Origin of the sequence: Deinococcus roseus (assembly GCF_014646895.1) — a bacterium.
Lineage (GTDB): Bacteria > Deinococcota > Deinococci > Deinococcales > Deinococcaceae > Deinococcus_C > Deinococcus_C roseus.
Genome location: NZ_BMOD01000002.1, coordinates 425424 through 449601, shown reverse-complemented (window position 1 = coordinate 449601; position 24178 = coordinate 425424). Strand labels below are relative to the sequence as shown.

The window sequence follows — 24178 nt, the reverse complement described above, 5'->3', positions numbered from 1 at the left end:
GTCTCCTTACTGCTCGCCGCCGAAACGCCCGAGTGCCAGGGTCAGCACCAGCACGATCAGGACATAGGTGATGCCCAGGGTGATCACGGCCACCCAGTTGCCAGGGGTCAGCCAGTAATAGCAGCCACCGATCAAAACCAGAAAGATCACCCCCATTGAGAGCCACATGCCACTCTTGGTGGAAGGCACGGCTTCCCTGCCTCCGCCGAACAGCAGGTGGGCAAAAAGAATGGCGACAAAGTACCAGATCACCACGCCACCGGCCAGACGCAGCCAGAATTCGGTCTGCTGGTAGAGTTTCAGGCCATCATTGACATAATCCATAATTACTCCTTCACCAGACGGATCTGTAAGGTGCGTTCAATGTGCCGTGGAATCCCACTGCTGGACCTCACTTCTCCAGCAAAGACCGCAGAATGGTCTGGCAGGTCTGGTTTGAATGGAAGCACCAGATCGCGGGTGGCCACTTTGCCATCGATTTCTTTCAATTCAAAATTCTCACTGGTGCTGCGGATCTTGATGCCATTTGGCACCCTGATGATCTCTGCAAATTTCTCTGCTGGAGCCTGGGGCACATTCACCACATGGGTTCCGTCTTCACTGCTCACGCCTGTACCCGCCAGGGCCACCACCACCTTCTGAACGGGAATTCCAGCAAGGTCAAAACGCTGGCCTTCCACCTCCAGCACCCATCCTCCTCTGGATCCTCCACCTGCAAATGTGCGGTACAGCAGGTAAGCGATGCCCAGCAACAGGGGCACCAGAAGCAGGGCCACCGGGAAGGGTTTGCTTTCTGCAGGTTTGACAGGCTCAGAGGCTTTTTCCTGCCTCAGCACTTCACGGTTTTTGCCTTCTGGCAGGGCAGGACCCACAAAAGTCCTGGGGGCCACCAGAATCACATCCAGGCTGCCCGTGATGTTGCGTTCCGGGGTTTTCACAATGTAATTGATGGTGACTGTGGCCCCATCGCGGGTGCTGTCCACCCGGTTCCAGTTTTCCAGTGCGGTCAGGTAATCAGGGGCATTGAGGCCCAGCACCTTCTGTCCTGCTGCCCCGATGCTGGCTGCTGTGTTGGTGACCAGAAAAATCAGGGTGCCAGCGTCGTTCTGGAACTCCTGGGTGAGGCTGACAATGGCCTGCTCGGTGTCGTGGCCGCCAACAGATTCCTGCTGGGGGGTGGTGGGCCACAGGTTTTGCAGGGCGGTGCGCTCTTCAGCCGTGTTGCCCTGCAGGGTGCGGGTGAGGTCTGTTGTGGGTTTGTGCTCCCAGATTTGCATTTCCCAGGCCCTTGCGGTCACCCGGTCTCCGGTGACCCCCAGGTTTTGCACCAGCTGGGTGGCCACTTCACGGGCCGCCTGTGCCCCCAGCGGATCGGATTTGTAGTGTCCGGTGCTGAAAGCGAAGACCCAGTGCACATTCTGGGTGTCCAGGTTTCCAGTGCCGTCCTGAATGGCTTTCTTGGCGGCAGTTTGCAGTTTCAGAATGCCCGGTTCCAGGCTTTTCAGGTCCAGCTCGGGTTTGCCTTCCTGGGCCTGGGCATTCAGCAAACCAAGCAGCAGGAGGGCCGAGGGTAAACGCAGCAAGAGGGAACAGTTCATTAGGGAACAGTATAGTACAGTCCCCTCTCAGTGGACCCTCAAATCTCACATCTTGAAAACCCTGCATCACGAATGAATCCAGGACTCTAAATCATCTGCAGGTTTTTTAAAACAGTTGCTCTGGTGTGATTTGTTTTGCGGTGAGTTTTAAAAGATCCGCCAAAACAAAAGGCCTCAGGGAAATGCCTGAGGTCCTGACGTTCAGCAATATGGAATTCGCTCTTCAGGCAGGATGTCTTTCCTGGGCACTGCGCACCATGCGGGCCACCACACGTCGGGGCAGGAAACGGGGGGCCTGCACGGTCAGGTAGTTGCCCATGCCCTGAATGGCCACGGTTTCCCCTTTCAGCATGGCGTTGTAGCCGTACTGGGCCACCTCTGCAGAGGAAATCAGTTTCTTGCCCTGAATCAGTTTGGAGTCCTGCATGGCGGCCCGTTCCTGGAATCCGCTGGCAAATCCGCCGGGGCAGAAGGTGGTGACGGTCACGCCTGTGCCTTCAAGTTCGTTGGAAATGGCCTCTCCAAAAGACAGCACAAAGGCTTTGGTGGCGTAGTAAATGGCCATGAGTGGGCCAGGAAGGAAGGCGGCGGTGGAGGCGATGTTCAGCACCCGACCCTTGCCACGTTTGACCATGCCGGGGGTGAGCAGGCCGGTCAGTTCCACCAGGGCGCGCACATTCAAATCAATCATGTTCAGCTGCTCTGAAAGGAGCAGGTCAATGAACCTGCCGTAAGAGGCAAATCCGGCGTTGTTGACCAGCACATCCACCTGCAACCCTTTGCTGTTCAGGGTGTGGACCAGTTGCTGGCCTGCACCAACCTGGGAGAGGTCCTGGGAGATGGTTTCCACCTTGATGCCGTGTTTTTTGGAGAGGGTGTTGGCAGCGTTTTGCAGTTTGCTGGCGCTGCGGGCCACCAGAATCAGGTTGTGGCCGTCTTTTGCCAGCAGTTCGGCCAGATCGAAGCCCAGGCCGCCAGAGGCTCCGGTGATCAGTGCAGTGGGTCTGGTGTTGTTCATGGTGTGCATGGTGTGCTCCTTTGCAGAGGAACGGTCCTCTGGGGATGAAAATGGGGTTGTGGGATCTTGAAGTCAGAATAACTGACTGATGGTCATATATTAAATGACCAGTGGTCACTTGTCAATCTCTGCTGTTGTGAGGCTGGCAGAACAGCGTAAGCCAGGACACGCATGAGGTCAGGCCCTGCACCCCCTAAGCTGAAACTGGAGGACCTATGGACAGAATTCTGTTTTACCGAACCCAGGACTTGCACGGATACATGAGCAACTTCAGTGCCCACCGGGTCTTTCTGAAAGGCAAAACCTGGCGCACCACCGAACACTACTTTCAGGCCCAGAAATTTGCAGACACCGAATTCGAAGAACAACTGCGCCTGATCGAAAGCCCCATGAAGGTGGCCCAGGCTGGACGGGACCGCAAAAAACCCCTGCGCAAAGACTGGGAGGAGGTCAAAGAGCAGATCATGCTGGAGGCCCTCAGGGCCAAATTCACCCAGCACCGGGATTTGCGTGAACAACTGCTGGCCACTGGAAACGCTGAACTGATCGAACACACCGCCAACGACAGTTACTGGGCAGATGGGGGAGACGGCCACGGCCTCAACCGCCTGGGGATCCTGCTCATGCAGGTCAGAGAGGAATTGAAAGAATAAACCATGCGAAAACTTGCTGCATCCCTCATTGCTTTTTCCCTTCTGGCAAGCACCCATGCCCAGTCCATGAGCCAACAGTCCCTCATTGAACATTACCCCCCAGACCGCACATCAAAGCGCATCCCTGTGGAAACCTGTCAGAACAGCCATCCCAGTGCATCACAGACCCTCCTGACCTGCTCCAGAGTCCGGGTTGTTCACACCCACCAGGACGTGAGCAATTACGATGAATCCCCAGACATCCAGCTGGAACTGCCCAGAGGCATCACCCTGACGGTCAAAATGGACCATCTGCCTTATTTTGTGGGCAATGCGTATCAGACAGATTTGAATGGGGACAACCGCACAGACCTGATGCTGACGTTGCCCTGGGGTGCTCTGGGCCTGGGCGGAGAGCGGGCCGTGGTGGTCTTTGCAGTTTCCTCAGGAGACAGCTACCAGCTTTCAGCCATGGATTCTTTCAGCTTTGGGCCTGCTGCTTTGATTCGCAAAAACAATCAGAATTTTGTGCTGCACAGTGCCTTTGTGAACACCACAGGCAAAGACGGCAAGGACCACAGCTTCTTTGTGTACAGTCACCTCAAAATCGAAAACGGAAAACTGCAACTGGATGCCCAGCAGAGCAGGGTCTGGATTCAATACACCTTCAGACCCAATGGTGCCCTGACCTCACTGTTGACCCCACAGCAAAAAACCACAGGCTGGAACAATTACCTGAAATGGACCACCGAAGATGGCATGCAGCAGGGGATTTTTCGCAAGGTGCAGTGACCTGACAGCACTGCATTTTAGAGCTTTTGACAGAACAAAAAGAGGGCTTCTGGGAGGTTTTTGTTGTGCAATGGGAAGCTTCAAAAGAAGCCTCCCATTGCACGGATAAACGCAGTAAACAGGGTATAGTGAGGCAAATGCCCAAAATTCTGCTTCGTGTCCTGCTGTGGGTGGTGGGTCTGGGACTGGGACTCACGGCCCTGATTTATGCCCTGACCTACCATCCCAGAGACCTGCAAGAAGAAAGCATCTCGTGCACCCCAGATGCCCCGGTCCTGAAAGCAGGCCAGAACCTCAAGGTGCTGAACTGGAACATCCAGTATCTGGCAGGCAAAGGGTATGTGTTTTTTTATGACCTTCTGGACGGCAGTGGTCCAGACACCCGACCCTCAAAAGAAGCCATGGCCACCACCCTGCAGGAAGTGGTGCGGGTCATCAAGGCAGAAAACCCCGATGTGGTGTTGCTTCAGGAAGTGGACACCCATTCCAAACGCACCGATTTTCAGGACCAGGAAAAGCTGCTGGCAGAGCAACTGGGGTATGCCTGCTCCAGCAGCGCTTATTACTGGAAAGCTGCATTTGTGCCCCACCCTAAAATTCTGGGTGCAGTGGGCATGAAGGTGGTGACCTTCTCCAGGTTCAAAATCGATCAGGCCTACAGGCACCAGTTGCCCCTGATTCCTGCAGACCCCGTGACCCAGGCGTTCAATTTCAGACGGGCCATTCTGGAAGTGGTTTTGCCCATCGAGGGCAAAGACGGCCTGCACATCATGAACACCCACCTGGACGCCTTTGCCCAGGGCACCGACGCCATGGAAAAGCAGGTGCTGAAAACCCGCGCTGTGCTGGAAGGTGCAGGAAAGAACGTGCTGATTGGCGGGGATTTCAATTTGCTGCCGGATCATGCCGCCAGAGATCGACTGCCCACACAGCTTCAGGCCTATTACAACCCGACCAGCGAACTGAACATCATTTTGCAGCAGTACAGCAGCACCCCATCCCTGCAAGAGGTGAAAGACCAGCCTGAAACCTGGTTCACCCACTACCCCAACGATCCGCTGGCCAGAGGGCCAGACCGCACCATCGATTACTTCTTTTACGGCTCTGGCGTGAAGGTGGGAGCGCACCATGTGCGCCGCGAGGACACTTTAAAGGTCTCGGACCACCTGCCTCTGGTGGCGGAGTTTGAGGTGCAGTGAACCCTTTTTGATCCACTGCAGGCCCGCAGCCCTTGATGCGGGTCTTTTTTTGTGCAAGTATATAGACACTTAAGGTACCTAGAAATGTAAGACACTTAAAAGGTAAGGTACTGAATCAGGAGGGCACATGGACCAGAAATTCAAACAGGGCACTCTAGACCTCATCTTGCTGACCGTGCTGGAACAGAAACCCATGTATGGGCTGGAAATCCTCAAAGCCGTCAACGAGAAATCAGGAGGCATTTTCAGCTTCAAAGAAGGCAGCCTTTACCCCAGCCTGCACAAACTGGTGAAAGAGCAATGCATTGAAGCCTACTGGGAGCCCTCCACCTCAGGAGGTCCACCCAGAAAGTATTACAAACTGACAGACATTGGCCTGGGCACCCTCAAAAGCAAAAAAGAAGAATGGGCCACCCTCAAAAATGGCATGGATCTGCTGCTCAGGTTTACATGAGCACCGTAGACCGGTACATCAAAAAAGCCACCCTGGGCCTGCCCAGAAAAGAACGTCTGGATCTGGCTGTGCAATTGCGCATGCATATGCAGGAAAAAACAGCCGAATACATGGAGCAGGGTTTCCCCAGAGAGGAAGCAGAATACCTGACCCTGCAGGACATGGGGGATCCTCAAGTTCCCTGGATGCAGCGCTGGAGACACTTTTTGCAATACCAGTTGCCCTATCTGGTGCTGGGCGGGGTGCTCCTCTGGGGATGGAATGTGGCGAGGCAGCATCCTGCACCCATGGTCAAACTGACCCCACTCACCAGTGCAGAGTGGATGACCGTCCAGAACCACCCCCTGTTTAAAGGGCTGAACCGTTTTGAAAGCTTCAGCGCAGTTCTGCCTGAACACAGCCTTGGATTCGAATTGCTGGTTTTTCAGCAGGGCAAAAGTGTTGAAAAGACCACTGTGAAGGTTCCAGCCCTCCCCGAACGCAACCTCAGCACCCGTTACCTGCCCAGCCATTTCATCCCAGAGGTGAAAGTGGTGGTGGGGTTCTCTGAAAAACCCACCCAGGCATGTGGAAAACACAACCAGTGGAGTGTGATGGTGCTTTCCAGCAGCAACGAAGCCGTGACCGGCTGCGGAAACCTCAACCTGCAAAATTTTTACCCCAGTTCTCGCAGCTTCGTGGGCACCAATGCAGGATTTCATCTGACAGAGGACCAGTGGCTGCCCCTGTGGGCCATGGCTTCTTACCCTGTGCAGGACCCCTGTGAAGGCCAGAAGCTCAAAGACTGGAGGGACTGTGCAGGAGGGATGGGTCAAATCGAGGCCAGACCCAACCTGCACTGGGACAACTATGTGTTCGTGGGCATTCGTGCACTGCAAGACTCCAGCGTTTCAAAACAGCATTATCAGCTTGCCTGGACTGGAAAAAATGAATTTGACACGGCTGGATTTCAGATTCTGCCTGCAGGAGAAAACCCATGAAAACCATTGACCAGTACATTCACAAAGCCACCCGGGGACTCCCCAGAAAAGAACGCATCGATGCCGCTGCAGAACTGCGTGCCCACATGATCGAGAAAATCAAAGACCTGATGCAGCAGGGGTTTTCCAGGGAAGAAGCCGCTTACCTTGCGGTGCAGGAGATGGGCAGTCCAACGGTACCGTTCTGGCAGCGCTTCAGACACTTTGCCCAGTACCAGTTGCCTTACTGGGTGCTGGGGGCAGTGCTGCTGAGTGGGGGCTACTGGTGGGGCAAGGACAACCTGTTTGCCCCAAAAGCGGGTGTTTATGCCTTGCAGGACATTGGCGTAAAGGAAATGAAAGACATCCTCAACCTGGGCTCCCAGAGCACTTCAGGCTGGAAAGGGGTCAAGGTGGTTTTCCCGACGGAAACCCGTCACTTGACCGTGATGCTGATGGAAGGTGCCCGGCCAGGCATGAGCCGCAGCACTCCGGCGGTGCCCCAACCAGGCGAAGAAGGCAAACCGAACAATTTTCGTTTTCAGGAAACCTTCTTGCTGGGTCTGAACAGCAAAGCCTCCATTCCCGATTGCCCTGGGCCTGGATTGGTGGTTCTGAACCTGAGCAAGGAGACCACTGCTGATCTGTCCACCTGTACGGGCATCCCAATGGACAGCAAGGCCAGCATCATTGAACCCTGGCGGGTGGCGTCGGCCGCCCTGGGTTCGGGTGAGCTTCACCTCAACACCTGGACCCCCATTGCCGAACTGTATTTGCCCGATCCCATGAAATGTGATCCTTCAGGAGCCTGCCGAAATGTGGACCAGGGAGAAACCATCAACCGGACCCGTCTGGACCACTGGAGGGTGTTGATGGTCTACGCCTCTAACCATCAAGAGGCACCTGCACCAGAACTGCACTGGAACAGGGGTCAGGAACACTGGACTGTGACAGAACACCAGTGAAGCCCTGAGCTCAGGGTTTCTGGATGATGTAAGCCATCCCGCCAGAGTGCTGCAGCCACAGTTTTTCCAGAATGGCCCGGTCGTAGGTGATCCTCACATGGGTGTCGTCTTTTCCTGCCGGGTCGTTCACCACCACATTGCCGTTTCTGTCAAAGCCGATGACCACCATCAGGTGCCCCGGGCTCTGGGGAAGAAAAGCGTGGGGCAACTCCCCCCGTTTCCAGGCGGCACTGATCACCACAGGAACCCCTTTTGCAATCCACTTTTCAACCTCGCCCAGGTTCTCCAGACGGGTCACGTGGGCATTCAGGCCATAACCCCCCACCACTGCCATGTTGAACACCCAGTTGCCACTTCCTCCGTACCCGGGGTCATGGGTTTTCCGGGCAGCATCCCGGACCGACAGATCCACGCCGTAATATTTCAACATCATGCTGATGCTGGCAGGGCTGCACCACAACACCCCCTCAGGGTAAATGGCCTGAGACCTTCCAGGGACATCCAGCACTTTGCCCCAGACGGTCTTGTTGGGCGGGTAAGTTGCAGGCTTTGTCTCTGCAGAGGTCATCACTGTGATGTTGCGCAGTTCAGGCGTCAGACCTGCTTTGTTGCTCTGCCCCGTTGAGTTGCTTTGCAAAGTCACCCGGTACTGGTATTTGCTGCCTTTTTTGCTGAGCTTCAGGGTGTCGGTCAGCACTTTTGCATCTGCGTCCTGCTGGCCGTTGACGCTGCGGCGCACCTTATCGTCTTCAGACCAGATGCCCAGGACAAAGTACCTGCTCCAGTGATCATCCATGTACACCCGGGCTTCCAGCAGCATCTGGGTGCCCACTGGAGAACGGCCATTCCAGGAGAGGATCAGGGTGTCAAAATCAGGCACAGAGACCTCGGCAGATTCCAGGGTGCCTGTGGTCTGACCTGCAGCAAGTTTCAGGGTGGGTCCAGCAGAAAGCTGTTTCAGGCTTCCTTGTTGCAAGGCTTCAGCGTTAAAAGTCTGGAGGGTGGTTCTGGCATGGGCGGTCATGAAAAGCAAAAAAAACAGAAAAAGCAAAGACAGGGATCTGGATTTCATGGTCTGTTCTGAAGTTTAAAGCATTTGGCAGAAGAATCATGAGGTTGCGATCTTTGGTGGTTACGGATCAGCGCAGCAACCAAAAAACAGGGAGAGGACATCCTCTCCCTTGTTCATGAAGCTGGTGTTCAGAGCAATTCAGCAATGGCGGCATCCACATACCAGACAGGGTTCTCCACCCGTTCAATGGGATGTTTGCCGCTTTTGTTTTTGACTTCCAGCAGCACTTCTTTTTTGTTGGCTCCGGTGGCCAGAATGTGAATGTTGCTGGACTGGTTGATCTCTTCAAACGTGAAGGTGATGCGCCAGGTGTTCAGCTTTGGTACAAAGTTGGCGACCACACGGCCAGATGCTTCCAGGGCTTCTGTTTCAGGAAACAGGCTGGCGGTGTGCCCGTCGTCCCCCATGCCCAGGTAGCACAGGTCCAGCTGGTCAGGCAGGACAGCAGTGTAACGTGCTGCAGCTTCCTGGGGGTCCAGCTCGCCTTCCATGCGGAAAACGTGCTGGGGATCAATGCCCACCACATCCAGAAAGGTGTCTCTGGCAGTTTTGTAATTGCTGTCCTTGTGGTCTGCAGGCACCGTGCGTTCATCGCTGAAGTAAAAACGCACTTTTGACCAGTCCAGATCCATCTGGGAGAGGGCTTTGTAAAGGTGCACAGGGGTGCTGCCTCCAGAGAGGGCCACTGTGAACACGCCTCTGTCCTGAACGGCCTGCTGGTAAAGGTCTGCAAATGCACGGGCGGCATCCTGCCCGAGTTCCTGGGGGGTGCTGGAAATGTGGTACTTCATGTTTCTCCTTGTTAAAATTCCTCCCCGTTGGGGGAGGAACGTGAATTTGAAGGCGCGGTGGGGGTCAGTACGCTTTGGCGTTCTTCAAAGAGGCATCAAACACGCTGGGGTTTTCCTGACCGTCCAGCACGTAGCCCAGCAGGGCAGCAATGGAACGCATGGGCTGGTGCAGGGTGTTGTGGTGGCTGCCAGAAGTCAAATTGATGTTGACGTCCACGCAGTCAGAGTTCAGCGCTCTGGCACTCAGGGTGGCCCCATCTGCCTTGATGTCGAAGCCCAGAATTTCACCGTTGCCGCGCCCATCAGCGGGTTCAGGGTGCAGGGTGATGTTCTTCAGGTCGGTCCAGCCCAGCCTGGAAGCAAACCAGCCCAGGTACAATCTGGCAACCACATCCCTGCGGCGACCCTCGGCATAATACACGTCCAGTTTTTCAATCTTGTTCAGCAGGGCAGAGGCCTCAGGAGAATCGAAAAGCTGCGCGGTGATTTCACGCCAGGACAGGGTTCTGGCCCAGTTCAGGTCGGTGAGGTCGTAACGGGCATCTGGGGGGATGTTCAGCGTCACGGTGTCTGCAATGACCAGATCTGCCAGTTCAGCCAGTTCTTCCAGCAACTCGGCGTTGGGGTTGCGGTAGGTGCCCCACCACACGTAAGTCTGCACGCCGGGTTGCAGCAGGGGCAGGATCGCGCCGGTCAGGTGTTCTTCCTGCCCGTAAATCACCAGACGCTCGATGTAACGGCCCCTCTGGTCAAAGATGCTGACCTCCACACGCACGCCCTGCTGTTCAGGGTCGATGATCCCAACGATCTGGCGTTTGGCATGGCGGGCATTCAGCTCTGTAAGTGCGGTCAGCACGTTGTCCTGCAAGTCCAGCTCGGTGATCACCACGATGTTGCCGGTGTGGGTGCGGTATTCCTGGTTGGTTTGCGCCCAGAGTTTCTCCAGGGCTTTCGGTGCCTGTCTGACATCGGTGGTCACAGGACCGTGCATGGGTTACCTCACAATCTCCGCCAGCGGCGGTTGGGGCCGAGCAGGTCGTCGGCAGCGTCGGGACCCCAGGTTCCAGCCTTGTAGTTGGGGAACTCTGGAGCGGGCTCTTTCCATGCTTCCAGAATACCGTCAACGAGTTGCCATGCAAGTTCCACCTCGTCCTCACGGGGGAACAGGGTGGCGTCTCCCAGCATGCTGTCCAGCAGGAGGCGTCCGTAAGGGGTTCCGGTCAGTTGTCCGAAGGCGTCGTATTTGAAATCCATCACCACTTCGCGCAGGTAGTTGTCCTGGCCAGGCACTTTGGAATTGAACTTCAGGCTCATGCCCTCGTCCGGCTGGATGCGGATGGCCAGCACGTTGCGTTCTGCCTTGTTGGGAAAGATGTCCGAGGGGGGATTTTTGAACACCACGGCAATCTCGGTGACTTTTTTGGGCAGGCGCTTGGCGGTGCGCAGGAAAAAGGGAACGCCCTGCCAGCGCCAGTTGTTCACCTCAAGTTTGAGGGCCACATAGGTGGGGGTCACGGATTCGGGGTTCACGCCTTTTTCTTCGCGGTAACCCGCGACATTTTCACCGTAAAGGGTGCCCTTGCCGTACTGTCCACGCACAGCGAACTCTGCCACGCGCTCTTTGGGGATGGGGGTGATGCTCTTTAAAACCTTCACCTTCTCGTCCCGGATGGCATTGGCATCAAAGTTGGCGGGAGGTTCCATCGCCACCAGCGAGAACATCTGCATCAGGTGGTTCTGCAGCATGTCGCGCATGATCCCGGCTTCCTCGTAGTAGGCTCCGCGCCCTTCCATCCCGAGGTCCTCAGAGGCAGTGATCTGGATGTGCTCGATGTACTGCCTGTTCCACAGCGGCTCGAAAATCACGTTCCCGAAGCGCATGGCCATCAGGTTCTGCACGGTTTCTTTGCCCAGGTAGTGGTCGATGCGGTAAATCTGGTGCTCTTCCCAGGTCTGGTGGATGTGGGCGTTGAGCTGACGGGCGCTTTCCAGATCCACCCCGAAAGGCTTCTCAATGACCAGTCTGCGCCAGAAGCCATCTCCTTCTTCCTGCAGGCCCTGCTCCCCCAGAAGTTCAGCAATGGGCGCAAACACACTGGGAGGGGTGGCGAGGTAGAACAGCACATTGCCGCCCGTATCGCGCTGGCGGGACACCTCTTCGATTTTTTCCTTCAGTTTTCTGAAGGTTTCAGTCTGGTCAAAGGGACCGCCCACGAAGAACAGGCCTTCCTGGAAACCATCCCAGGTCTGCTGGTCGAAGTCTCCGGTTTCCTTGCTGGTTTTCACGCTGTCTTCTGCGAAATCCCGGAAACCCTCATCGGACCAGTCGCGGCGGCCCACGCCCACAATGGAGAAATTGGGGTTCAGTTCGCCTTCCATGGCCAGACGGTACAGGGCAGGAAGCAGTTTGCGCTGCGTCAAATCGCCCACACCAAAAATCACCAGCACGCAGGCGTCTGGGGTGCGGCGTCTGCGCATGCCTTCACGAAATGGATTACTCATCACTCACCTTTTTCACTGCATGCCCACCAAAGGCATTGCGCATGGCAGACAGCACTTTCCCAGCGTAGGACTGGTCTTGCTGGCTGCGCAGACGCATCTGCACACTGAGGGTGATCACCGGAGCAGGAACGCCCTCCTGAATGGAGTCGATCACCGTCCAGCGGCCCTCGCCCGAGTCAGACACATAATCAGAAAGTTCTTTCAGCTCGGGGTCGTTCTTCAGGTATTCGGCGGTGAGGTCGAGTAACCAGCTTCTCACCACGCTGCCGTGCCGCCACAATTCCGTGATGTTGGCAAGGTTCAGCCCGAATTCTTCTTTGGCGCGCATCAGTTCGAGACCTTCGGCGTAGGCTTGCATCATGCCGTACTCAATGCCGTTGTGGACCATTTTGACAAAATGCCCTGATCCTGTGGGTCCGACGTGTAGCCAACCTTTGGGATTGGGGGCGAGGTCTGCAAAAACCGGGCTGACGTGCACCACAGCTTCGGTGTCGCCACCGATCATCAGGCAGTAGCCTTCTTCCAGACCCCAGATGCCTCCAGACGTTCCAGAATCAATGAAGAACATGCCTTTGGCTTTGAAAATCTCTCCACGGCGCATGCTGTCCTGGTAGTTGGAGTTGCCTCCATCAATCACAATGTCATTTTCAGAAAGCTTTTCCAGAAGCGCTTCCAGGGTGCTGTCGGTGGGTTTGCCGTGTGGCACCATCACCCACACCACCTTGCGCTCAGGCAGGGCAGCCACCAGGTCATCCAGGGAGGAGACCACCTGTGCGCCGTGCTCTGTGGCTTTCTGGCGGTTTTCCTCGCTCAGGTCAAAGCCGACAATTTCATGTCCAGCACGAATGAGTCGGGTGGCCATGTTTCCGCCCATTTTTCCCAGACCAATCAAACCTATTTTCATGACACTGATGATAAACCCTGGGGGTCAAAAAGCAACGTGCCAATTTCATATTTGTGTATATGAGACACTTTGGCCCTGCCCCCCACCTCGCTTGAAGGGAACTGCGTCCCTTCTTCGCTTTCCTCCCCCTCAGGGAGGACCTGTCGCAGACAGTGGAGGGGAAAACCCAGGGGAGGATCTGTCGCAGACAGTGGAGGGGAAAACCCAGGGGGAGGAAAGCGAGTGTAACGAGCGAGGTGGGGGTCGGCAGGGGGAATGAACAAAACCTAAACAAAAACCACTTTCAGCATGCACTTTATCCGCTTATGATTCGAATATGCGCCTCTCCCGTTTCTGGAAAACCGTCCTGTCCATTGCGGGCATCAACCACCTCTACCAGATGTTTCACAACACGGCGTTTGCCAGAAAGCATTTCATGCCGGGCAACCGGGTGGATGTGGGCGGCTACCACCTGCACTATGAATTGATGGGGGAAGAGCATGAAGGCCCCACCGTCATTCTGGAAGCAGGGATGGGGGGCAGCACCCCGTACTGGACAGCCATTTCTCCCACTGTATCCAAGTTCGCCAGGGTGCTGAGTTATGACCGGGCAGGTTATGGCTGGAGCGACAACCGCACAGGGAAATGCTCCATGGACTGTCTGGTGGAAGAACTGCACCATTTGCTCCAGGCGGCAGACATCAAACCGCCTTACATCCTGGTGGGACATTCTTTTGGAGGGGTCGTCAACCGCATTTATGCGCAGAAGTATCCCGATGAGGTGGTGGGCATGATCCTGGTGGACTCTGCCACCGTCTGGAAAGGCAAGGGAGGGCAACTTCACCGCAGTGCAAGACGCGCACAGATCCGGCACCGCCTGATCCGACTGGGTTTGCCCCTGTGGATTGCCCAGCTCAATCTGATTTACCCGCTGATGCAAAAACCGCTGGGTGAGATCCCCTGGAAAACCAAATTTGCCCTCATCAACATGTTTTTTCTGCGCAAATCTGCACGCACCTACCTGACCGAACTCTCCATCGTGGCAGATGCTGTGAAAGATGCAGAGAAAGAAAGCAGCCTGGGAGACCTCCCCCTGACCGTGATCCGCCACGGCCATGAGATGTCCAAAGATGCCCCCACCCTGCTCAAAGAAACCGAAAAAATCATGATTGAGGCCCAGGAAAGGCTGCTGAAACTCTCCACCCAGGCCCGCATGATGGTGGCCAAGAAAAGCGGTCATCAGGTGATCATGGACCAGCCTGAAGTGGTGGTGCAGGCCATCCGGGAAATGCAAAAGCACCTGGTCGAAGGCTGGGAGCCGCCGATTTCAAAAAAGTCCTTAGACCTGATCGAAGCCTGAGGCGCAAAACCACAGGTTTGTGGTCCATCTGGCGTTTTTAGTGGCGTTTTAAAGAGGCCGCTTTAAAAGAAGCAGCGCTCAGCAAAACAGAAGGGGACAGCCTGCATAAATCATCACCAGTCTTTGTAAAAAAGGTTTTTCAGAACTGTGTTGGTGCCGGCCTCAAGGTCACTTTCCAGGTCATCCAGCGATTTTGAAATGCCAAAAGTGTAGTTGTTCCAGAGGGTGACGTACTTCAGGGCACCCACCTGGAGGGCAATCACATCAAAATTTGCGTGGAAAAGGTACTCCCCATTGTCTTGCTGGAAAGCCTGAACATTGAAACGGAAGACATGGTCCTGTTCGGTGCAGTTGGTTTTGTCGTCTTTAACTTGCAGGTTGTCCTTTCTTCCCTGGGCAAAGAGGCTGAAGTGCATTTCCTGAATGGAGTGAAAGTAATTGCTCAGGGGAATGTTTTTCTTTCCATCCACAAAGACTGTGCTGGAAATCCAGCAAATTTTCTTCACCTGTTTGAGGTTGTTGGGATCGGCAAGCACATCAGGGACTGTTGTGGCCTGGGCAGAGGAAAACAAAGCCAGCATCAAAATGACATGTCTCATGGCATCAGCATAGCGCAGGCTGGTTGAATTCTGAGCAGAAATGCCTCTTCGCATCAGCAGAGGTGCTCTACAATGTCCCCATGCAAGAGGGCGCAGTGACTTTTTCCGTTTCCAGACTCGTCAGACCAGACCGCATTCCAGACTTCGAGGCCTGGGTGAAGGGCTTTGGGGAGATTGCCCAGAAGTACCCCGGACACCTGGGGGTGGGGGTGATCCGTCCGGTGGACGGGGCCGCGCCCGAGTACACCATGATCATCCGGTTTGATTCTTACGACCACTTCAAGAACTGGCAGGAGTCCCCGGAGCGCCAGGAATGGCTGGACCGCTCTGAACCCATGATTCAGGGGGAACCCAGAATGAACATCATTCCCGGTCTGGAGTACTGGTTCACGCCTCCCACGGCTCCGGTTTTAAAAACCCCTCCGCAGCACAAGCAGGTGGTGGCCGTGATGCTGGGGCTTTATCCTCTAAGTCTTTTGATGTCTTACATCGCCCCTCACTGGTTTTCGGGGATGCCCTTTCCAGTGCGGCAGTTTTTCAGTTCGATGGTGGTGGTGGTCCTGATGACTTATGTGGTGATGCCCAGCGTCAACAAATGGTTGCGGGTGTGGCTGACCCGTTGAATCCATTCAGAAATCAGGGAAATCAGGGAAATCAGGTGTGAGGCGGTCTTTTGCGGACCGCTGCTTTTTTGGACCCCAAAATTGTGAAGCATGAACATCATAAAAATGTCAAGTCGGGCAATTACAATTAACTTTTTGATGTTCTGCAGAGCAAAGAGCACCCCCATCCCCTTGCAACATTGGGGATGATGGGGTACACTTACAAAGTTGCAATTCCCGAGTGGGAGTTAGAGACAAACCCGAAATTCTTTCAGTGGGCTTCAAACATCCCACTCAAAGGGAGTGATTACACTGCCAACCGTTAACCAACTTCTCCGCAAAGGCCGCGCTGTTCTGAAGAAGAAAAGCAAAGTGCCCGCGCTGAAAAGCAGCCCCTTCCGCCGTGGTGTGTGCACCGTTGTGAAAACCACCACCCCCAAAAAACCCAACTCCGCTCTGCGTAAGATTGCCCGTGTGCGTCTGACCAGCGGCTTCGAAGTCACTGCTTACATCCCCTCGTCCGTGGTTCACTGGACACCGCAGGTGTGAAAGACCGTAAGCAGAGCCGTTCCAAATACGGAGCGAAGCGTCCCAAGCCCGGCCAGGCGGCCGCTGCTGGGAAGAAGAAGTAAGGGGTTTAGGACATGGCAAGACGTCGTAGAGCAGAAGTACGCGAAGTACAACCCGATCTGGTGTACCAGTCCACCCTGGTGAGCTCCATGATCAACAAAATCATGCGCGATGGCAAAAAGAACCTGGCAAGCCGTATTTTCTACGGAGCCTGCCGTCTGATCCAGGAGCGCACCGGCCAGGAGCCCCTCAAGGTGTTCATGCAGGCTTATGACAACGTCAAGCCCCGCGTGGAAGTCCGCTCCCGCCGCGTCGGCGGATCCACCTACCAGGTGCCCGTCGAAGTCAGCGCCCGCCGTGCCCAGAGCCTGGCCATCCGCTGGATGATCCTCGCCAGCGACAGCCGTCCTGAGCGCACCGCCATTGAGCGCGTTGCCGGAGAAATCCTCGACGCAGCCCAGGGCCGTGGCGGCGCCATCAAGAAAAAAGACGACGTAGAGCGCATGGCAGAAGCCAACCGTGCTTACGCCCACTACAGGTGGTAATCCATGGCTAACGAGTACCTGAACGATTTCCGCAACATCGGAATTGCCGCGCACATCGACGCCGGTAAAACCACCACCACCGAGCGCATCCTGTACTACACCGGCCGCACCCACAACATCGGTGAAGTGCACGACGGCGCAGCCACCATGGACTGGATGGCCCAGGAGCGCGAGCGTGGCATCACCATCACCGCTGCTGCCACCACCGCCCACTGGGAGCGTTTCGGCAAGGACTACACTGTCAACATCATTGACACCCCCGGCCACGTGGACTTCACCATCGAAGTGGAGCGTTCCATGCGCGTGCTGGACGGTGCTGTTGCCGTGTTCGACTCCAGCCAGGGCGTGGAGCCCCAGTCTGAAACCGTGTGGCGTCAGGCCGACCGTTACGGGGTTCCCCGCATCGCGTTTGCCAACAAGATGGACAAGACCGGAGCCAGCTTCGAGCTGGTGCTGGGCGACATCAAAGAGCGTCTGGGAGCCATTCCTGCGCCCATCCAGTACCCCATGGGTGAAGAGAACGACTTCAAAGGCATCATTGACCTGGTTCGCCAGCGCGCCTACACCTACACCAACGACCTCGGGACCGACATCAAAGAGCATGACATCCCCGAGCAGTTCGCTGACAAAGTCGAAGAAATGCGTGCCCAGCTGATTGAAGCTGCCGCAGAAGTCGACGAAGCCGTGATGGAAAAGTACCTCGAAGGTGAAGAACCCACCGTTGAGGAACTGGTCGCCGCACTGCGCAAAGGCACCATCGCCCAGAAAATCTTCCCTGTGCTCTGCGGAAGTGCCCTGAAAAACAAAGGTGTACAACTTCTGTTGGACGCCGTGATCGATTACCTGCCCAGCCCCCTGGAAGTGCCCGCCATCAAAGGCACCACCGATGAAGGTGGCAGCAAGGAATTCCCTGCCGACGACAAAGGCGAACTGGCTGCTCTGGCGTTCAAGATCATGTCCGACCCCTACGTGGGCCGTCTGACCTTTGTGCGCATCTACTCGGGCACCATGAAGTCCGGTTCCTATGTGCAGAACACCACCAAAGGCAAGCGCGAGCGTGTCGGTCGTCTGCTGAAAATGCACGCCAACCAGCGTGAAGAAGTTCAAGAGCTGAAAGCTGGAGAACTCGGAGCCGTCATCGGTCTGAAAGACGCCGGAACCGGCAACACCCTGATCGGTGAGGACGACGATTTCGTGGCCCTGGAAAGCATCGAAGTTCCAGATCCCGTGATCACCCTGGCCATCGAGCCCAAAACCAAGGCCGACCAGGAGCGCATGGGCGTGGGCCTCTCCAAACTCGCCGAAGAAGACCCCACCTTCCGCGTGGCCACCGACCCCGAAAGCGGTCAGACCACCATCGCCGGAATGGGCGAGCTTCACCTCGAGATTCTGGTGGACCGTCTGAAGCGTGAACACAAAGTGGAAGCCAACGTGGGTGCACCCCAGGTGGCTTACCGCGAGACCATCACCAAAGCCGTTGACGTTGAAGGCAAATTCGTGCGCCAGTCCGGTGGTCGTGGTCAGTACGGTCACGTCAAGATCAAGGCCGAGCCCCTGCCCCCAGGAACCGGCTTCCAGTTCGAGAACGGTGTGGTCGGCGGAACCGTGCCCAAAGAGTACATCGGCCCAGCCCAGAAGGGCATCGAAGAAGCCATGCAGTCCGGCCCCCTCCTCGGCATGCCCGTGGTGGACCTGAAAGTGACCATCTACGACGGAAGCTACCACGAAGTGGACTCCAGCGAAATGGCCTTCAAGATCGCCGGTTCCATGGCCCTCAAAGAAGCCGTCCAGAAAGGCGCACCTGCCATTCTGGAGCCCGTCATGCGCGTGGAAGTGACCGTGCCTGACGAGTACATGGGCGACATCATCGGCGACCTGAACAGCCGCCGTGGCCAGATCCAGGGCATGGAAGCCCGTGGCAACGCACAGATCGTGAAGGCCTTTGTGCCCCTCTCCGAAATGTTCGGTTACGCCACCGACATGCGTTCCATGACCCAGGGACGTGCTTCTTACAGCATGTTCTTCGACCACTACGCCACCACCCCCACCAACATCGTCAACCAGCTCATCAAGAAATAATTCCTGCTGCAGCACCGTTGATGCTTGAAACCCACCCGCAAGGGTGGGTTTTTCATCCTGGTGTGCTTTGATGGAGCATGGACTTGAAATCTCGATTTGAAACCTTTGCTCAAAAAGGCGAGAGGCACACCCTGGATCTCAAAACCGGGGAGCATATTGAGGGATACATTCTGGAGGTTTTTGAGGACCACCTGCTGTTTGGTCTGGGTGGCCCTATGGCTCCAGATCAGCCTCTGCAGGTTTTTCTGGATCAGGTGGATGTGCAGACCCTCTGGTGCTGGGATGCGGCAGCAGGCAAATACGTGAGGCCAGAATTCAAGCAGCATTCGTAGTGTTCTGTTTCTGAGGGTTTCACCATCATCTGAATTTAACCCCTCAAAAACAAATGTTGCATTCTCAAATGACATCTGCTACTTTGATTCAGGACAGCTCAACTGTTCAAATTTCAGCGTCAAGCTGGAAAGGTGCAAAAGCATGGTGGACGAAACCTCAATATACCGCCTCCAGGAGCAAAAAAGCTCTGGGTTTTGCTTGTTGCACCACCCTGACTTTTAAACCACTCTGAACATTCAGAGGGCTGCACCTGGAGGCACACAACCAGAGCAGCCCTCTTTTTGGCCTTTCACTTTTTATCAGGTGAAGGCAAACATCAAACATGTCTTTATTAACATGAAATGCCTGATTTGATGTTTGCTGCCCCATCAAAAAATGGCTGGAGGTTTCTCGCTGTGATTGCCCCAGAAAGGGAAGTCATATGTTCACACGTCAAGAGCAACACCTTCAAAAACAAAAGCATCTTCGCAACATTGGGATTGCTGCGCACATTGATGCAGGCAAAACCACCACCACCGAACGCATCCTGTTTTTGACCGGGGTGACCCACCGCATCGGAAATGTGGATGCGGGCACCACCACCACCGATCACCTGCCTGAGGAAAAAGCCAGAGGCATCACCATTGCTGCTGCAGCCATTGAAACCTCCTGGAAGCGGGCAGGGGAGACCTGCATCCTGAATGTCATTGACACCCCCGGTCATGTGGACTTCACCATCGAGGTGGAGCGTTCCATGCGGGTGCTGGATGGTGCTGTGGCTGTGCTGGATGCCTCTCAGGGGGTGGAGCCCCAGTCCGAGACCATCTGGCGTCAGGCCGAGCGTTACCGGGTGCCCAGAATTGTTTTTGTGAACAAGATGGACAAGGTGGGTGCAGATCACGCCAGGGTGCTGCAGGATTTGCAGGAGAAACTGGGTGCAAAAGCCCTGCCTGTGCAGATCCCCATCGGAGAGGGAGTGGATTTTGTGGGTCTGGTGGACCTGATTGAGCTGCAAGCGTTCACTTTTGAAGGGTTGCAAGCTGTTGCAGCAGCACTTCCTGCCGAAGCCCTGCTTGCCCGCCAGAAACTCATTGAAGGACTGGCAGAGGTGCATGATGGCATGCTGGAACAGTACATGGCGGGTTCAGAGGTGTCTGCAGCGCAGTTGAGGCATGCCCTGCGTGAAGTGACCCTGCAGGAACTGGCTTTCCCGGTGCTGTGTGGCAGTGCCCTGAAAGACAAAGGCATTCCCATGCTGCTGGACGCCATCATCGACTTCCTGCCTTCCCCCGAAGAGCGTCCTGTGCCTGAAAGCATCCCCTATGGTGCCCTGAGTGCTCTGGCCTTCAAGGTGGTCACAGACAAATTTGGGAAACTGACGTTTGTGCGGGTGTATTCAGGAACCCTGAGAACCGGAGAATACGTCTGGAATGCCAGCACGGAGTCCAGAGAACGCATCAACCGTCTGGTCAAACTGAAAGCCCAACAGGAAATGGAAGTGGCGGTGTTGCAAGCTGGAGAAATTGGGGCCATTCGGGGTCTGAAACACACCCTGACCGGACACACCCTGACCCATGAAGAAAGTGCACATGTGCTGGAAACCCTGCATGTTCCTGAACCTGTCATCATGGTGGCTCTGGAAGCTGCAAACCCTGCAGAGCAGGAGAAACTGTCAGCAGCACTGCTGAGGTTTGCCCAGGAAGATCCCACATTGCGGCCCGGAACCGATGCAGACACGGGAAGACTGGTGCTTGCTGGAATGGGAGAACTTCATCTGGAAGTCACCCTGGAACGCCTGATCCGCGAATCGGGTTTGCAGGTCCGAACGGGAGCCCCGAAAGTGGCCTACCGGGAAACCCTGAAACGGCTTGTGCAGGTGACGTACACCCACCGCAAGCAGAACGGAGGAAAAGGCCAGTTTGCTCAGGTGACCCTGGAAGTGACCCCTTTGCCAGAAGGAACAGGCTTCGTCTTTGAGAACCGCACTGTGGGAGGCAGCATTCCCAGACAGTTCATTCCTGCCATCGAAAAAGGGGCAAAGCTGGCCCTGACAGCAGGACTTTCTGGATTTCCTGTGACCGATCTGAAAGTGGCTGTTCTGGATGGAAAATCCCACAGCACGGATTCCAACGAGGCCAGTTTCATGGTGGCCGGGCAGCACGCCCTCAGGCAGGCTTTTCAGGATGCAGGGATGGTTTTGCTGGAACCTGTGATGCAGCTTGAGGTGTTCACGCCCCTGATGTTCACAGGGGATGTGATCTCGGATCTGCAGTCCAGGCGGGCCACCATTCAGGGCCTCTCTGGCCGGGGAAACGCCCAGTGGATTGAGGCACAAGTCCCTCTTGCTGAACTCTTTCAGTACACCACCCGTTTGCGTTCCCTGACCCAGGGCAGAGCACAGGCCAGCATGAAGCCCAGCTATCATCAGCCTCTTCCAGACCATCTGGCTCTTGAAGCCTGAATGGAACGCCCCCGAGTTTTCTCGGGGGTGAAGTTGTTTTTGTGTTTTGCAGAGAGAGGTCAGCCCTGGGTGTAATCCTGCACATCCCGGTCAAACAGACCGATCAGGCCCAGCACGGCAGGAAGGGCGAAAATCAGGCTGCCCAGGCAGGTGATCAGGTTGAAGATCGTGAGAATCAGGCTGAGCACCCATCCCCAGCGTTTGCCTTGTTGCAGGCCACGTGCAGCCAGAAAGTGCAGGACTGTTCCAATGGCCCCCACAATGATGCCTCCAATCCCAAAAACAACTCCAAGGATGATCCCAATCAGGCTTTCCTCATCGGTGGTGCCTGTGGCCCCCAGAATCACGCTGGTCAATGCGCCTCCAGCCAGGGCTCCCAGCAACAGAAGAATGCAAAGTGCCATGTAGATGTAAAGGTTGATGGTGACCCAGCTCAACTTATCAGGGCTCAATTTGTCGGGTTTGACAGGTGATTTGATCATGTAAGCATGTTACAAAATCATTACTTTGTAAACAATCAAACTTTATAAAAGGTTTCAAACAAATGCCTTAAGCTTTGTGTGAGCCTGCTGGTGCTACACTTCAGTTACCTCTTTGCGCAAACCTCTCCGCGATCAGGAGAGTCTGAACACGGGCCTAATGCACAGGCCCGTGCATTTTTATTCTGGAAAGAAAAATCCCGGCCACTGCTGGATCAAAATGGCTTCCCATCCTTGCTTCGATCATGCCCAGGGCTTCTGTCTGGGGCAGCGCCTTGCGGTAAGGACGGTTGCTGGTGAGCGCATCGTACACATCCACCACAGCAAAAATGCGGGCCAGATAAGGGATTTCCTCTTGCTGCAGCTTCAGGGGGTAACCGCTGCCATCCCATTTCTCGTGGTGGTGGTGGATCACTTCCCGGGCCGGTCCCAGAAACTCCAGGGGTTTCAGCCAGCGCATGCCGTATTCAATGTGTTTTTGCATGATCTGAAATTCTTCTGCAGACAGTTGCATGGGTTTGCCCAGGATGTCTTGCGGAATGCCCAGCTTGCCAATGTCGTGCAGCAGTGCACCCCAGCGCAAGTACTTCAGCTGGTTTTCGCAGAGGCCCAGTTCCCGACCCAGCCAGTTTGACAGGTGCAGGGTGCGTTCACTGTGTTCCAGGGTGCCAGGCTGTTTTAGGTGCAGCAGACGGGTCCATCCCAGCAGGGCAGCTTCACAGAGGATGTTCATTTTTGCTCCAGCAGAGCAGCCAGCCAGAGAACACAAAAGTTGAATTTTACAGGACCATGGGACACAGAACCTCGATGCATGTGGGTTGCAATGTGATGTGTTTTTCACTCTACTTCAGTTTGACTTCAGTTGAAAGCAACTTGCCCAAACAAATGCCAAAAAGACCAGTCACCCGGTGTTGAAGCCCAGATGAAAACCCCGAACACATGTCCGGGGCGAAGTTTTTGCTGCTCAGTTCAGCTGGCGTTTGCCAGTGATGGTTTCGATCATCAGGATCCACTGCTTGACGTACTCTTTGTGGGCTTCTGCCCTTTCCAACAGCTTGCGGGCCTGATCTTCATTGACTTTTTCGCCCCTGGAGGCTTTCAGAATCATGGCCTGTGCATCCCGGATGAAACCACATTCGGTGTCCAGACCGGCTTCCATGTGTGGGTTGAAAAATTCCCTGAACGAACGGTGGCTGCGCAGGTATTGCGTGTCCTGATCGACTTCCCTGCTGATGGCGTCCAGTTCCTGTAGAGCACGCTTAAAGTCCATGAAACCAGCGTAGCACACTTATCCTCAGTTTCGCTTCAGCTTGGGATTAAACCAGGTTCAGATGGCCATTGGTGAAGCAAAACCGAACGAAAATGGCAAAATGGATCAAAATTCTCTGCCCCAGACAGCGCAAGCCAGGGGTGAAATGGAAATTTGGCGCTTTTTGTAGCTTTACAAATAGACCGATAAGTAAAAATAAAGGAGACCATTCATGAATGGCCTCCCTCACTATAGCATATCAAGTTCAATTTTAAATCCAGGATTGACTCCGGGATCAGCTGTTGTCATTTGACGCATGACTGCGAGATGATGGGATCACCTCCTTAGCGCCGTCTGCGCCACTTGTTGTGAGGACGGGTATGACGCCAGAGCCAGAGCATGTATTTCTTCATGTGACCTCCCAAATATTTAGAAGAACATGCTTTATTCTGGCGTGATTCATTTTAAAGCTCGGGGCGAAATCACTCTATTTAATGGTTGGATTAAAGCTTGCATGAGACTTGTGAAAAAACTGAGAGCACAACAAATTTTTGTCTGAAACCCCGATGTCAGGGTGTGTTTTGGTGTGACCTTCGCTGAAAAAGTAGAATTTGGATCATAGAATTCTCAGGGATGTTTTCTGCTGAAACATCCTTCCGGAAAAGCCAGTTTGAAATGGAGGTTTGCTTCTGGACATCTCAGGAGCGTTTCGGCTGGACCCGTCCCATGGATTCAATGCGAAAATTCTGTTGCATCAAGGCAAAGAATTGCTGCGCCTCTTCACGGGTGGCTTCCAACAGCACTTCAAATCCTCGGTGCTGCAAAGGATTGAGGTCAAGATAATCCTTGTTTCCATTGACCTGCACAGGGTGACCAGAGAGGGAGTGAATTTTTTGGGCCAGTTTCTGGGCATCATTTTCCAGGGCATCGGTGATGATTCTGAAACGGAAAGTGCTGTTCATGCTCCATGTTCTCAGGGGAGCCAGCCAAAACCAGTAAGAAGATCACCAATTGCAAACCCTTCTCCCGAATTTTGTGAGTCCATCCCACAAAAACC

General features: G+C 55.0%; 25 protein-coding genes and 1 pseudogene. 13 read left to right on the top strand and 13 right to left on the bottom strand.

Annotated features, from left to right (window positions below):
* Window positions 1-6: 6 nt before the first annotated feature.
* From IEY52_RS05145 to IEY52_RS05135, 3 genes are all read right to left on the bottom strand, one after another.
* The gene (locus tag IEY52_RS05145) at window positions 7-324 is read right to left on the bottom strand and encodes a hypothetical protein (RefSeq protein ID WP_189000858.1); all 318 of its coding nucleotides are present in this window, start codon (window positions 322-324) and stop codon (window positions 7-9) included.
* Window positions 325-326: 2 nt separating this feature from the next.
* Complete coding sequence (locus tag IEY52_RS05140; RefSeq protein ID WP_189000855.1) at window positions 327-1598, bottom strand: hypothetical protein; 1272 nt, start codon at window positions 1596-1598, stop codon at window positions 327-329.
* Window positions 1599-1821: 223 nt separating this feature from the next.
* Window positions 1822-2625, bottom strand: coding sequence for an SDR family NAD(P)-dependent oxidoreductase (locus IEY52_RS05135; protein WP_189000852.1), 804 nt, complete (start codon window positions 2623-2625; stop codon window positions 1822-1824).
* A gap of 206 nt (window positions 2626-2831) precedes the next feature.
* Between IEY52_RS05135 and ybiA the strand changes: the two genes are divergently transcribed.
* From ybiA to IEY52_RS05105, 6 genes are all read left to right on the top strand, one after another.
* Entirely contained in the window at window positions 2832-3269 is a 438-nt protein-coding gene (gene ybiA, locus IEY52_RS05130; RefSeq protein ID WP_189000849.1) for a riboflavin biosynthesis intermediates N-glycosidase, read from the top strand.
* A gap of 66 nt (window positions 3270-3335) precedes the next feature.
* Window positions 3336-4040: a hypothetical protein gene (locus IEY52_RS05125; RefSeq protein WP_189000846.1), complete on the top strand. Its 705-nt coding sequence runs from the start codon at window positions 3336-3338 to the stop codon at window positions 4038-4040.
* Window positions 4041-4177: 137 nt separating this feature from the next.
* A complete protein-coding gene (locus IEY52_RS05120) occupies window positions 4178-5239 on the top strand; it encodes an endonuclease/exonuclease/phosphatase family protein (protein ID WP_189000843.1) in 1062 nt (353 codons plus the stop codon).
* Between the two features lie 127 nt (window positions 5240-5366).
* Window positions 5367-5693: a PadR family transcriptional regulator gene (locus IEY52_RS05115; RefSeq protein WP_189000840.1), complete on the top strand. Its 327-nt coding sequence runs from the start codon at window positions 5367-5369 to the stop codon at window positions 5691-5693.
* Window positions 5690-6673: a permease prefix domain 1-containing protein gene (locus tag IEY52_RS05110; protein WP_189000837.1), complete on the top strand. Its 984-nt coding sequence runs from the start codon at window positions 5690-5692 to the stop codon at window positions 6671-6673. The genes IEY52_RS05115 and IEY52_RS05110 overlap by 4 nt, the downstream gene beginning before the upstream one ends.
* The gene (locus IEY52_RS05105; protein ID WP_189000834.1) at window positions 6670-7617 is read left to right on the top strand and encodes a permease prefix domain 1-containing protein; all 948 of its coding nucleotides are present in this window, start codon (window positions 6670-6672) and stop codon (window positions 7615-7617) included. Before IEY52_RS05110 ends, IEY52_RS05105 begins: the two co-directional genes overlap by 4 nt.
* Window positions 7618-7627: 10 nt before the next feature.
* On the opposite strand, the gene IEY52_RS05100 is transcribed toward IEY52_RS05105, so the two are convergent.
* The 5 genes from IEY52_RS05100 to gnd form a co-directional block, all read right to left on the bottom strand.
* Window positions 7628-8689, bottom strand: coding sequence for a C39 family peptidase (locus IEY52_RS05100; protein WP_189000832.1), 1062 nt, complete (start codon window positions 8687-8689; stop codon window positions 7628-7630).
* A 128-nt stretch (window positions 8690-8817) separates the two neighbouring features.
* On the bottom strand, window positions 8818-9480 hold the full coding sequence (gene pgl, locus IEY52_RS05095; protein ID WP_189000830.1) for a 6-phosphogluconolactonase: 663 nt from the start codon (window positions 9478-9480) through the stop codon (window positions 8818-8820).
* Between the two features lie 64 nt (window positions 9481-9544).
* Window positions 9545-10471 carry a glucose-6-phosphate dehydrogenase assembly protein OpcA gene (locus IEY52_RS05090; protein ID WP_189000828.1) on the bottom strand — a complete coding sequence of 309 codons (927 nt, stop codon included), beginning with the start codon at window positions 10469-10471 and terminating at the stop codon, window positions 9545-9547.
* An 8-nt stretch (window positions 10472-10479) separates the two neighbouring features.
* Entirely contained in the window at window positions 10480-11982 is a 1503-nt protein-coding gene (gene zwf / locus IEY52_RS05085) for a glucose-6-phosphate dehydrogenase (protein ID WP_189000826.1), read from the bottom strand.
* Window positions 11975-12886, bottom strand: coding sequence for a phosphogluconate dehydrogenase (NAD(+)-dependent, decarboxylating) (gene gnd, locus IEY52_RS05080; RefSeq protein ID WP_189000824.1), 912 nt, complete (start codon window positions 12884-12886; stop codon window positions 11975-11977). The genes zwf and gnd overlap by 8 nt, the downstream gene beginning before the upstream one ends.
* A gap of 316 nt (window positions 12887-13202) precedes the next feature.
* Between gnd and IEY52_RS05075 the strand changes: the two genes are divergently transcribed.
* Entirely contained in the window at window positions 13203-14225 is a 1023-nt protein-coding gene (locus tag IEY52_RS05075; RefSeq protein WP_189000822.1) for an alpha/beta fold hydrolase, read from the top strand.
* 113 nt (window positions 14226-14338) lie between these two features.
* Here the strand turns inward: IEY52_RS05075 and IEY52_RS05070 are convergent, their stop codons facing one another.
* Entirely contained in the window at window positions 14339-14824 is a 486-nt protein-coding gene (locus IEY52_RS05070) for a hypothetical protein (protein ID WP_189000819.1), read from the bottom strand.
* Window positions 14825-14904: 80 nt separating this feature from the next.
* On the opposite strand from IEY52_RS05070, the gene IEY52_RS05065 reads away from it, so the two are divergent.
* The 6 genes and pseudogenes from IEY52_RS05065 (at window position 14905) to fusA (IEY52_RS05040) (ending at window position 21393) form a co-directional block, all read left to right on the top strand.
* Window positions 14905-15447: an antibiotic biosynthesis monooxygenase gene (locus IEY52_RS05065; RefSeq protein ID WP_189000816.1), complete on the top strand. Its 543-nt coding sequence runs from the start codon at window positions 14905-14907 to the stop codon at window positions 15445-15447.
* Window positions 15448-15738: 291 nt separating this feature from the next.
* Window positions 15739-16058, top strand: a pseudogene (locus tag IEY52_RS05060) (30S ribosomal protein S12).
* A 12-nt stretch (window positions 16059-16070) separates the two neighbouring features.
* Entirely contained in the window at window positions 16071-16541 is a 471-nt protein-coding gene (gene rpsG / locus IEY52_RS05055; protein ID WP_146885092.1) for a 30S ribosomal protein S7, read from the top strand.
* Between the two features lie 3 nt (window positions 16542-16544).
* Entirely contained in the window at window positions 16545-18620 is a 2076-nt protein-coding gene (gene fusA, locus IEY52_RS05050) for an elongation factor G (protein WP_189000813.1), read from the top strand.
* Window positions 18621-18697: 77 nt separating this feature from the next.
* Window positions 18698-18952 (top strand): hypothetical protein, encoded by a 255-nt coding sequence (locus tag IEY52_RS05045; protein ID WP_189000810.1) that lies wholly within the window; start codon window positions 18698-18700, stop codon window positions 18950-18952.
* Between the two features lie 422 nt (window positions 18953-19374).
* Window positions 19375-21393 carry an elongation factor G gene (gene fusA / locus IEY52_RS05040; protein WP_189000805.1) on the top strand — a complete coding sequence of 673 codons (2019 nt, stop codon included), beginning with the start codon at window positions 19375-19377 and terminating at the stop codon, window positions 21391-21393.
* Between the two features lie 59 nt (window positions 21394-21452).
* On the opposite strand, the gene IEY52_RS05035 is transcribed toward fusA (IEY52_RS05040), so the two are convergent.
* From IEY52_RS05035 to IEY52_RS05020, 4 genes are all read right to left on the bottom strand, one after another.
* Window positions 21453-21875, bottom strand: a complete 423-nt coding sequence (locus IEY52_RS05035) for a hypothetical protein (protein WP_189000802.1) — start codon at window positions 21873-21875, stop codon at window positions 21453-21455.
* Between the two features lie 154 nt (window positions 21876-22029).
* Entirely contained in the window at window positions 22030-22605 is a 576-nt protein-coding gene (locus IEY52_RS05030; protein WP_189000799.1) for an HD-GYP domain-containing protein, read from the bottom strand.
* 231 nt (window positions 22606-22836) lie between these two features.
* Window positions 22837-23142: a hypothetical protein gene (locus IEY52_RS05025; protein WP_189000796.1), complete on the bottom strand. Its 306-nt coding sequence runs from the start codon at window positions 23140-23142 to the stop codon at window positions 22837-22839.
* 677 nt (window positions 23143-23819) lie between these two features.
* Window positions 23820-24083, bottom strand: coding sequence for a hypothetical protein (locus tag IEY52_RS05020; RefSeq protein ID WP_189000793.1), 264 nt, complete (start codon window positions 24081-24083; stop codon window positions 23820-23822).
* Between the last annotated feature and the right edge of the window lie 95 nt (window positions 24084-24178).

Bases quoted from the DNA above. Each gene is read 5' to 3' on its own strand.
- IEY52_RS05145 (WP_189000858.1), bottom strand. From the start codon at position 324: ATGGATTATGTCAATGATGGCCTGAAACTCTACCAGCAGACCGAATTC.
- IEY52_RS05140 (WP_189000855.1), bottom strand. From the start codon at position 1,598: ATGAACTGTTCCCTCTTGCTGCGTTTACCCTCGGCCCTCCTGCTGCTT.
- IEY52_RS05135 (WP_189000852.1), bottom strand. From the start codon at position 2,625: ATGCACACCATGAACAACACCAGACCCACTGCACTGATCACCGGAGCC.
- ybiA (WP_189000849.1), top strand. From the start codon at position 2,832: ATGGACAGAATTCTGTTTTACCGAACCCAGGACTTGCACGGATACATG.
- IEY52_RS05125 (WP_189000846.1), top strand. From the start codon at position 3,336: ATGAGCCAACAGTCCCTCATTGAACATTACCCCCCAGACCGCACATCA.
- IEY52_RS05120 (WP_189000843.1), top strand. From the start codon at position 4,178: ATGCCCAAAATTCTGCTTCGTGTCCTGCTGTGGGTGGTGGGTCTGGGA.
- IEY52_RS05115 (WP_189000840.1), top strand. From the start codon at position 5,367: ATGGACCAGAAATTCAAACAGGGCACTCTAGACCTCATCTTGCTGACC.
- IEY52_RS05110 (WP_189000837.1), top strand. From the start codon at position 5,690: ATGAGCACCGTAGACCGGTACATCAAAAAAGCCACCCTGGGCCTGCCC.
- IEY52_RS05105 (WP_189000834.1), top strand. From the start codon at position 6,670: ATGAAAACCATTGACCAGTACATTCACAAAGCCACCCGGGGACTCCCC.
- IEY52_RS05100 (WP_189000832.1), bottom strand. From the start codon at position 8,689: ATGAAATCCAGATCCCTGTCTTTGCTTTTTCTGTTTTTTTTGCTTTTC.
- pgl (WP_189000830.1), bottom strand. From the start codon at position 9,480: ATGAAGTACCACATTTCCAGCACCCCCCAGGAACTCGGGCAGGATGCC.
- IEY52_RS05090 (WP_189000828.1), bottom strand. From the start codon at position 10,471: ATGCACGGTCCTGTGACCACCGATGTCAGACAGGCACCGAAAGCCCTG.
- zwf (WP_189000826.1), bottom strand. From the start codon at position 11,982: ATGAGTAATCCATTTCGTGAAGGCATGCGCAGACGCCGCACCCCAGAC.
- gnd (WP_189000824.1), bottom strand. From the start codon at position 12,886: ATGAAAATAGGTTTGATTGGTCTGGGAAAAATGGGCGGAAACATGGCC.
- IEY52_RS05075 (WP_189000822.1), top strand. From the start codon at position 13,203: ATGCGCCTCTCCCGTTTCTGGAAAACCGTCCTGTCCATTGCGGGCATC.
- IEY52_RS05070 (WP_189000819.1), bottom strand. From the start codon at position 14,824: ATGAGACATGTCATTTTGATGCTGGCTTTGTTTTCCTCTGCCCAGGCC.
- IEY52_RS05065 (WP_189000816.1), top strand. From the start codon at position 14,905: ATGCAAGAGGGCGCAGTGACTTTTTCCGTTTCCAGACTCGTCAGACCA.
- rpsG (WP_146885092.1), top strand. From the start codon at position 16,071: ATGGCAAGACGTCGTAGAGCAGAAGTACGCGAAGTACAACCCGATCTG.
- fusA (WP_189000813.1), top strand. From the start codon at position 16,545: ATGGCTAACGAGTACCTGAACGATTTCCGCAACATCGGAATTGCCGCG.
- IEY52_RS05045 (WP_189000810.1), top strand. From the start codon at position 18,698: ATGGACTTGAAATCTCGATTTGAAACCTTTGCTCAAAAAGGCGAGAGG.
- fusA (WP_189000805.1), top strand. From the start codon at position 19,375: ATGTTCACACGTCAAGAGCAACACCTTCAAAAACAAAAGCATCTTCGC.
- IEY52_RS05035 (WP_189000802.1), bottom strand. From the start codon at position 21,875: ATGATCAAATCACCTGTCAAACCCGACAAATTGAGCCCTGATAAGTTG.
- IEY52_RS05030 (WP_189000799.1), bottom strand. From the start codon at position 22,605: ATGAACATCCTCTGTGAAGCTGCCCTGCTGGGATGGACCCGTCTGCTG.
- IEY52_RS05025 (WP_189000796.1), bottom strand. From the start codon at position 23,142: ATGGACTTTAAGCGTGCTCTACAGGAACTGGACGCCATCAGCAGGGAA.
- IEY52_RS05020 (WP_189000793.1), bottom strand. From the start codon at position 24,083: ATGAACAGCACTTTCCGTTTCAGAATCATCACCGATGCCCTGGAAAAT.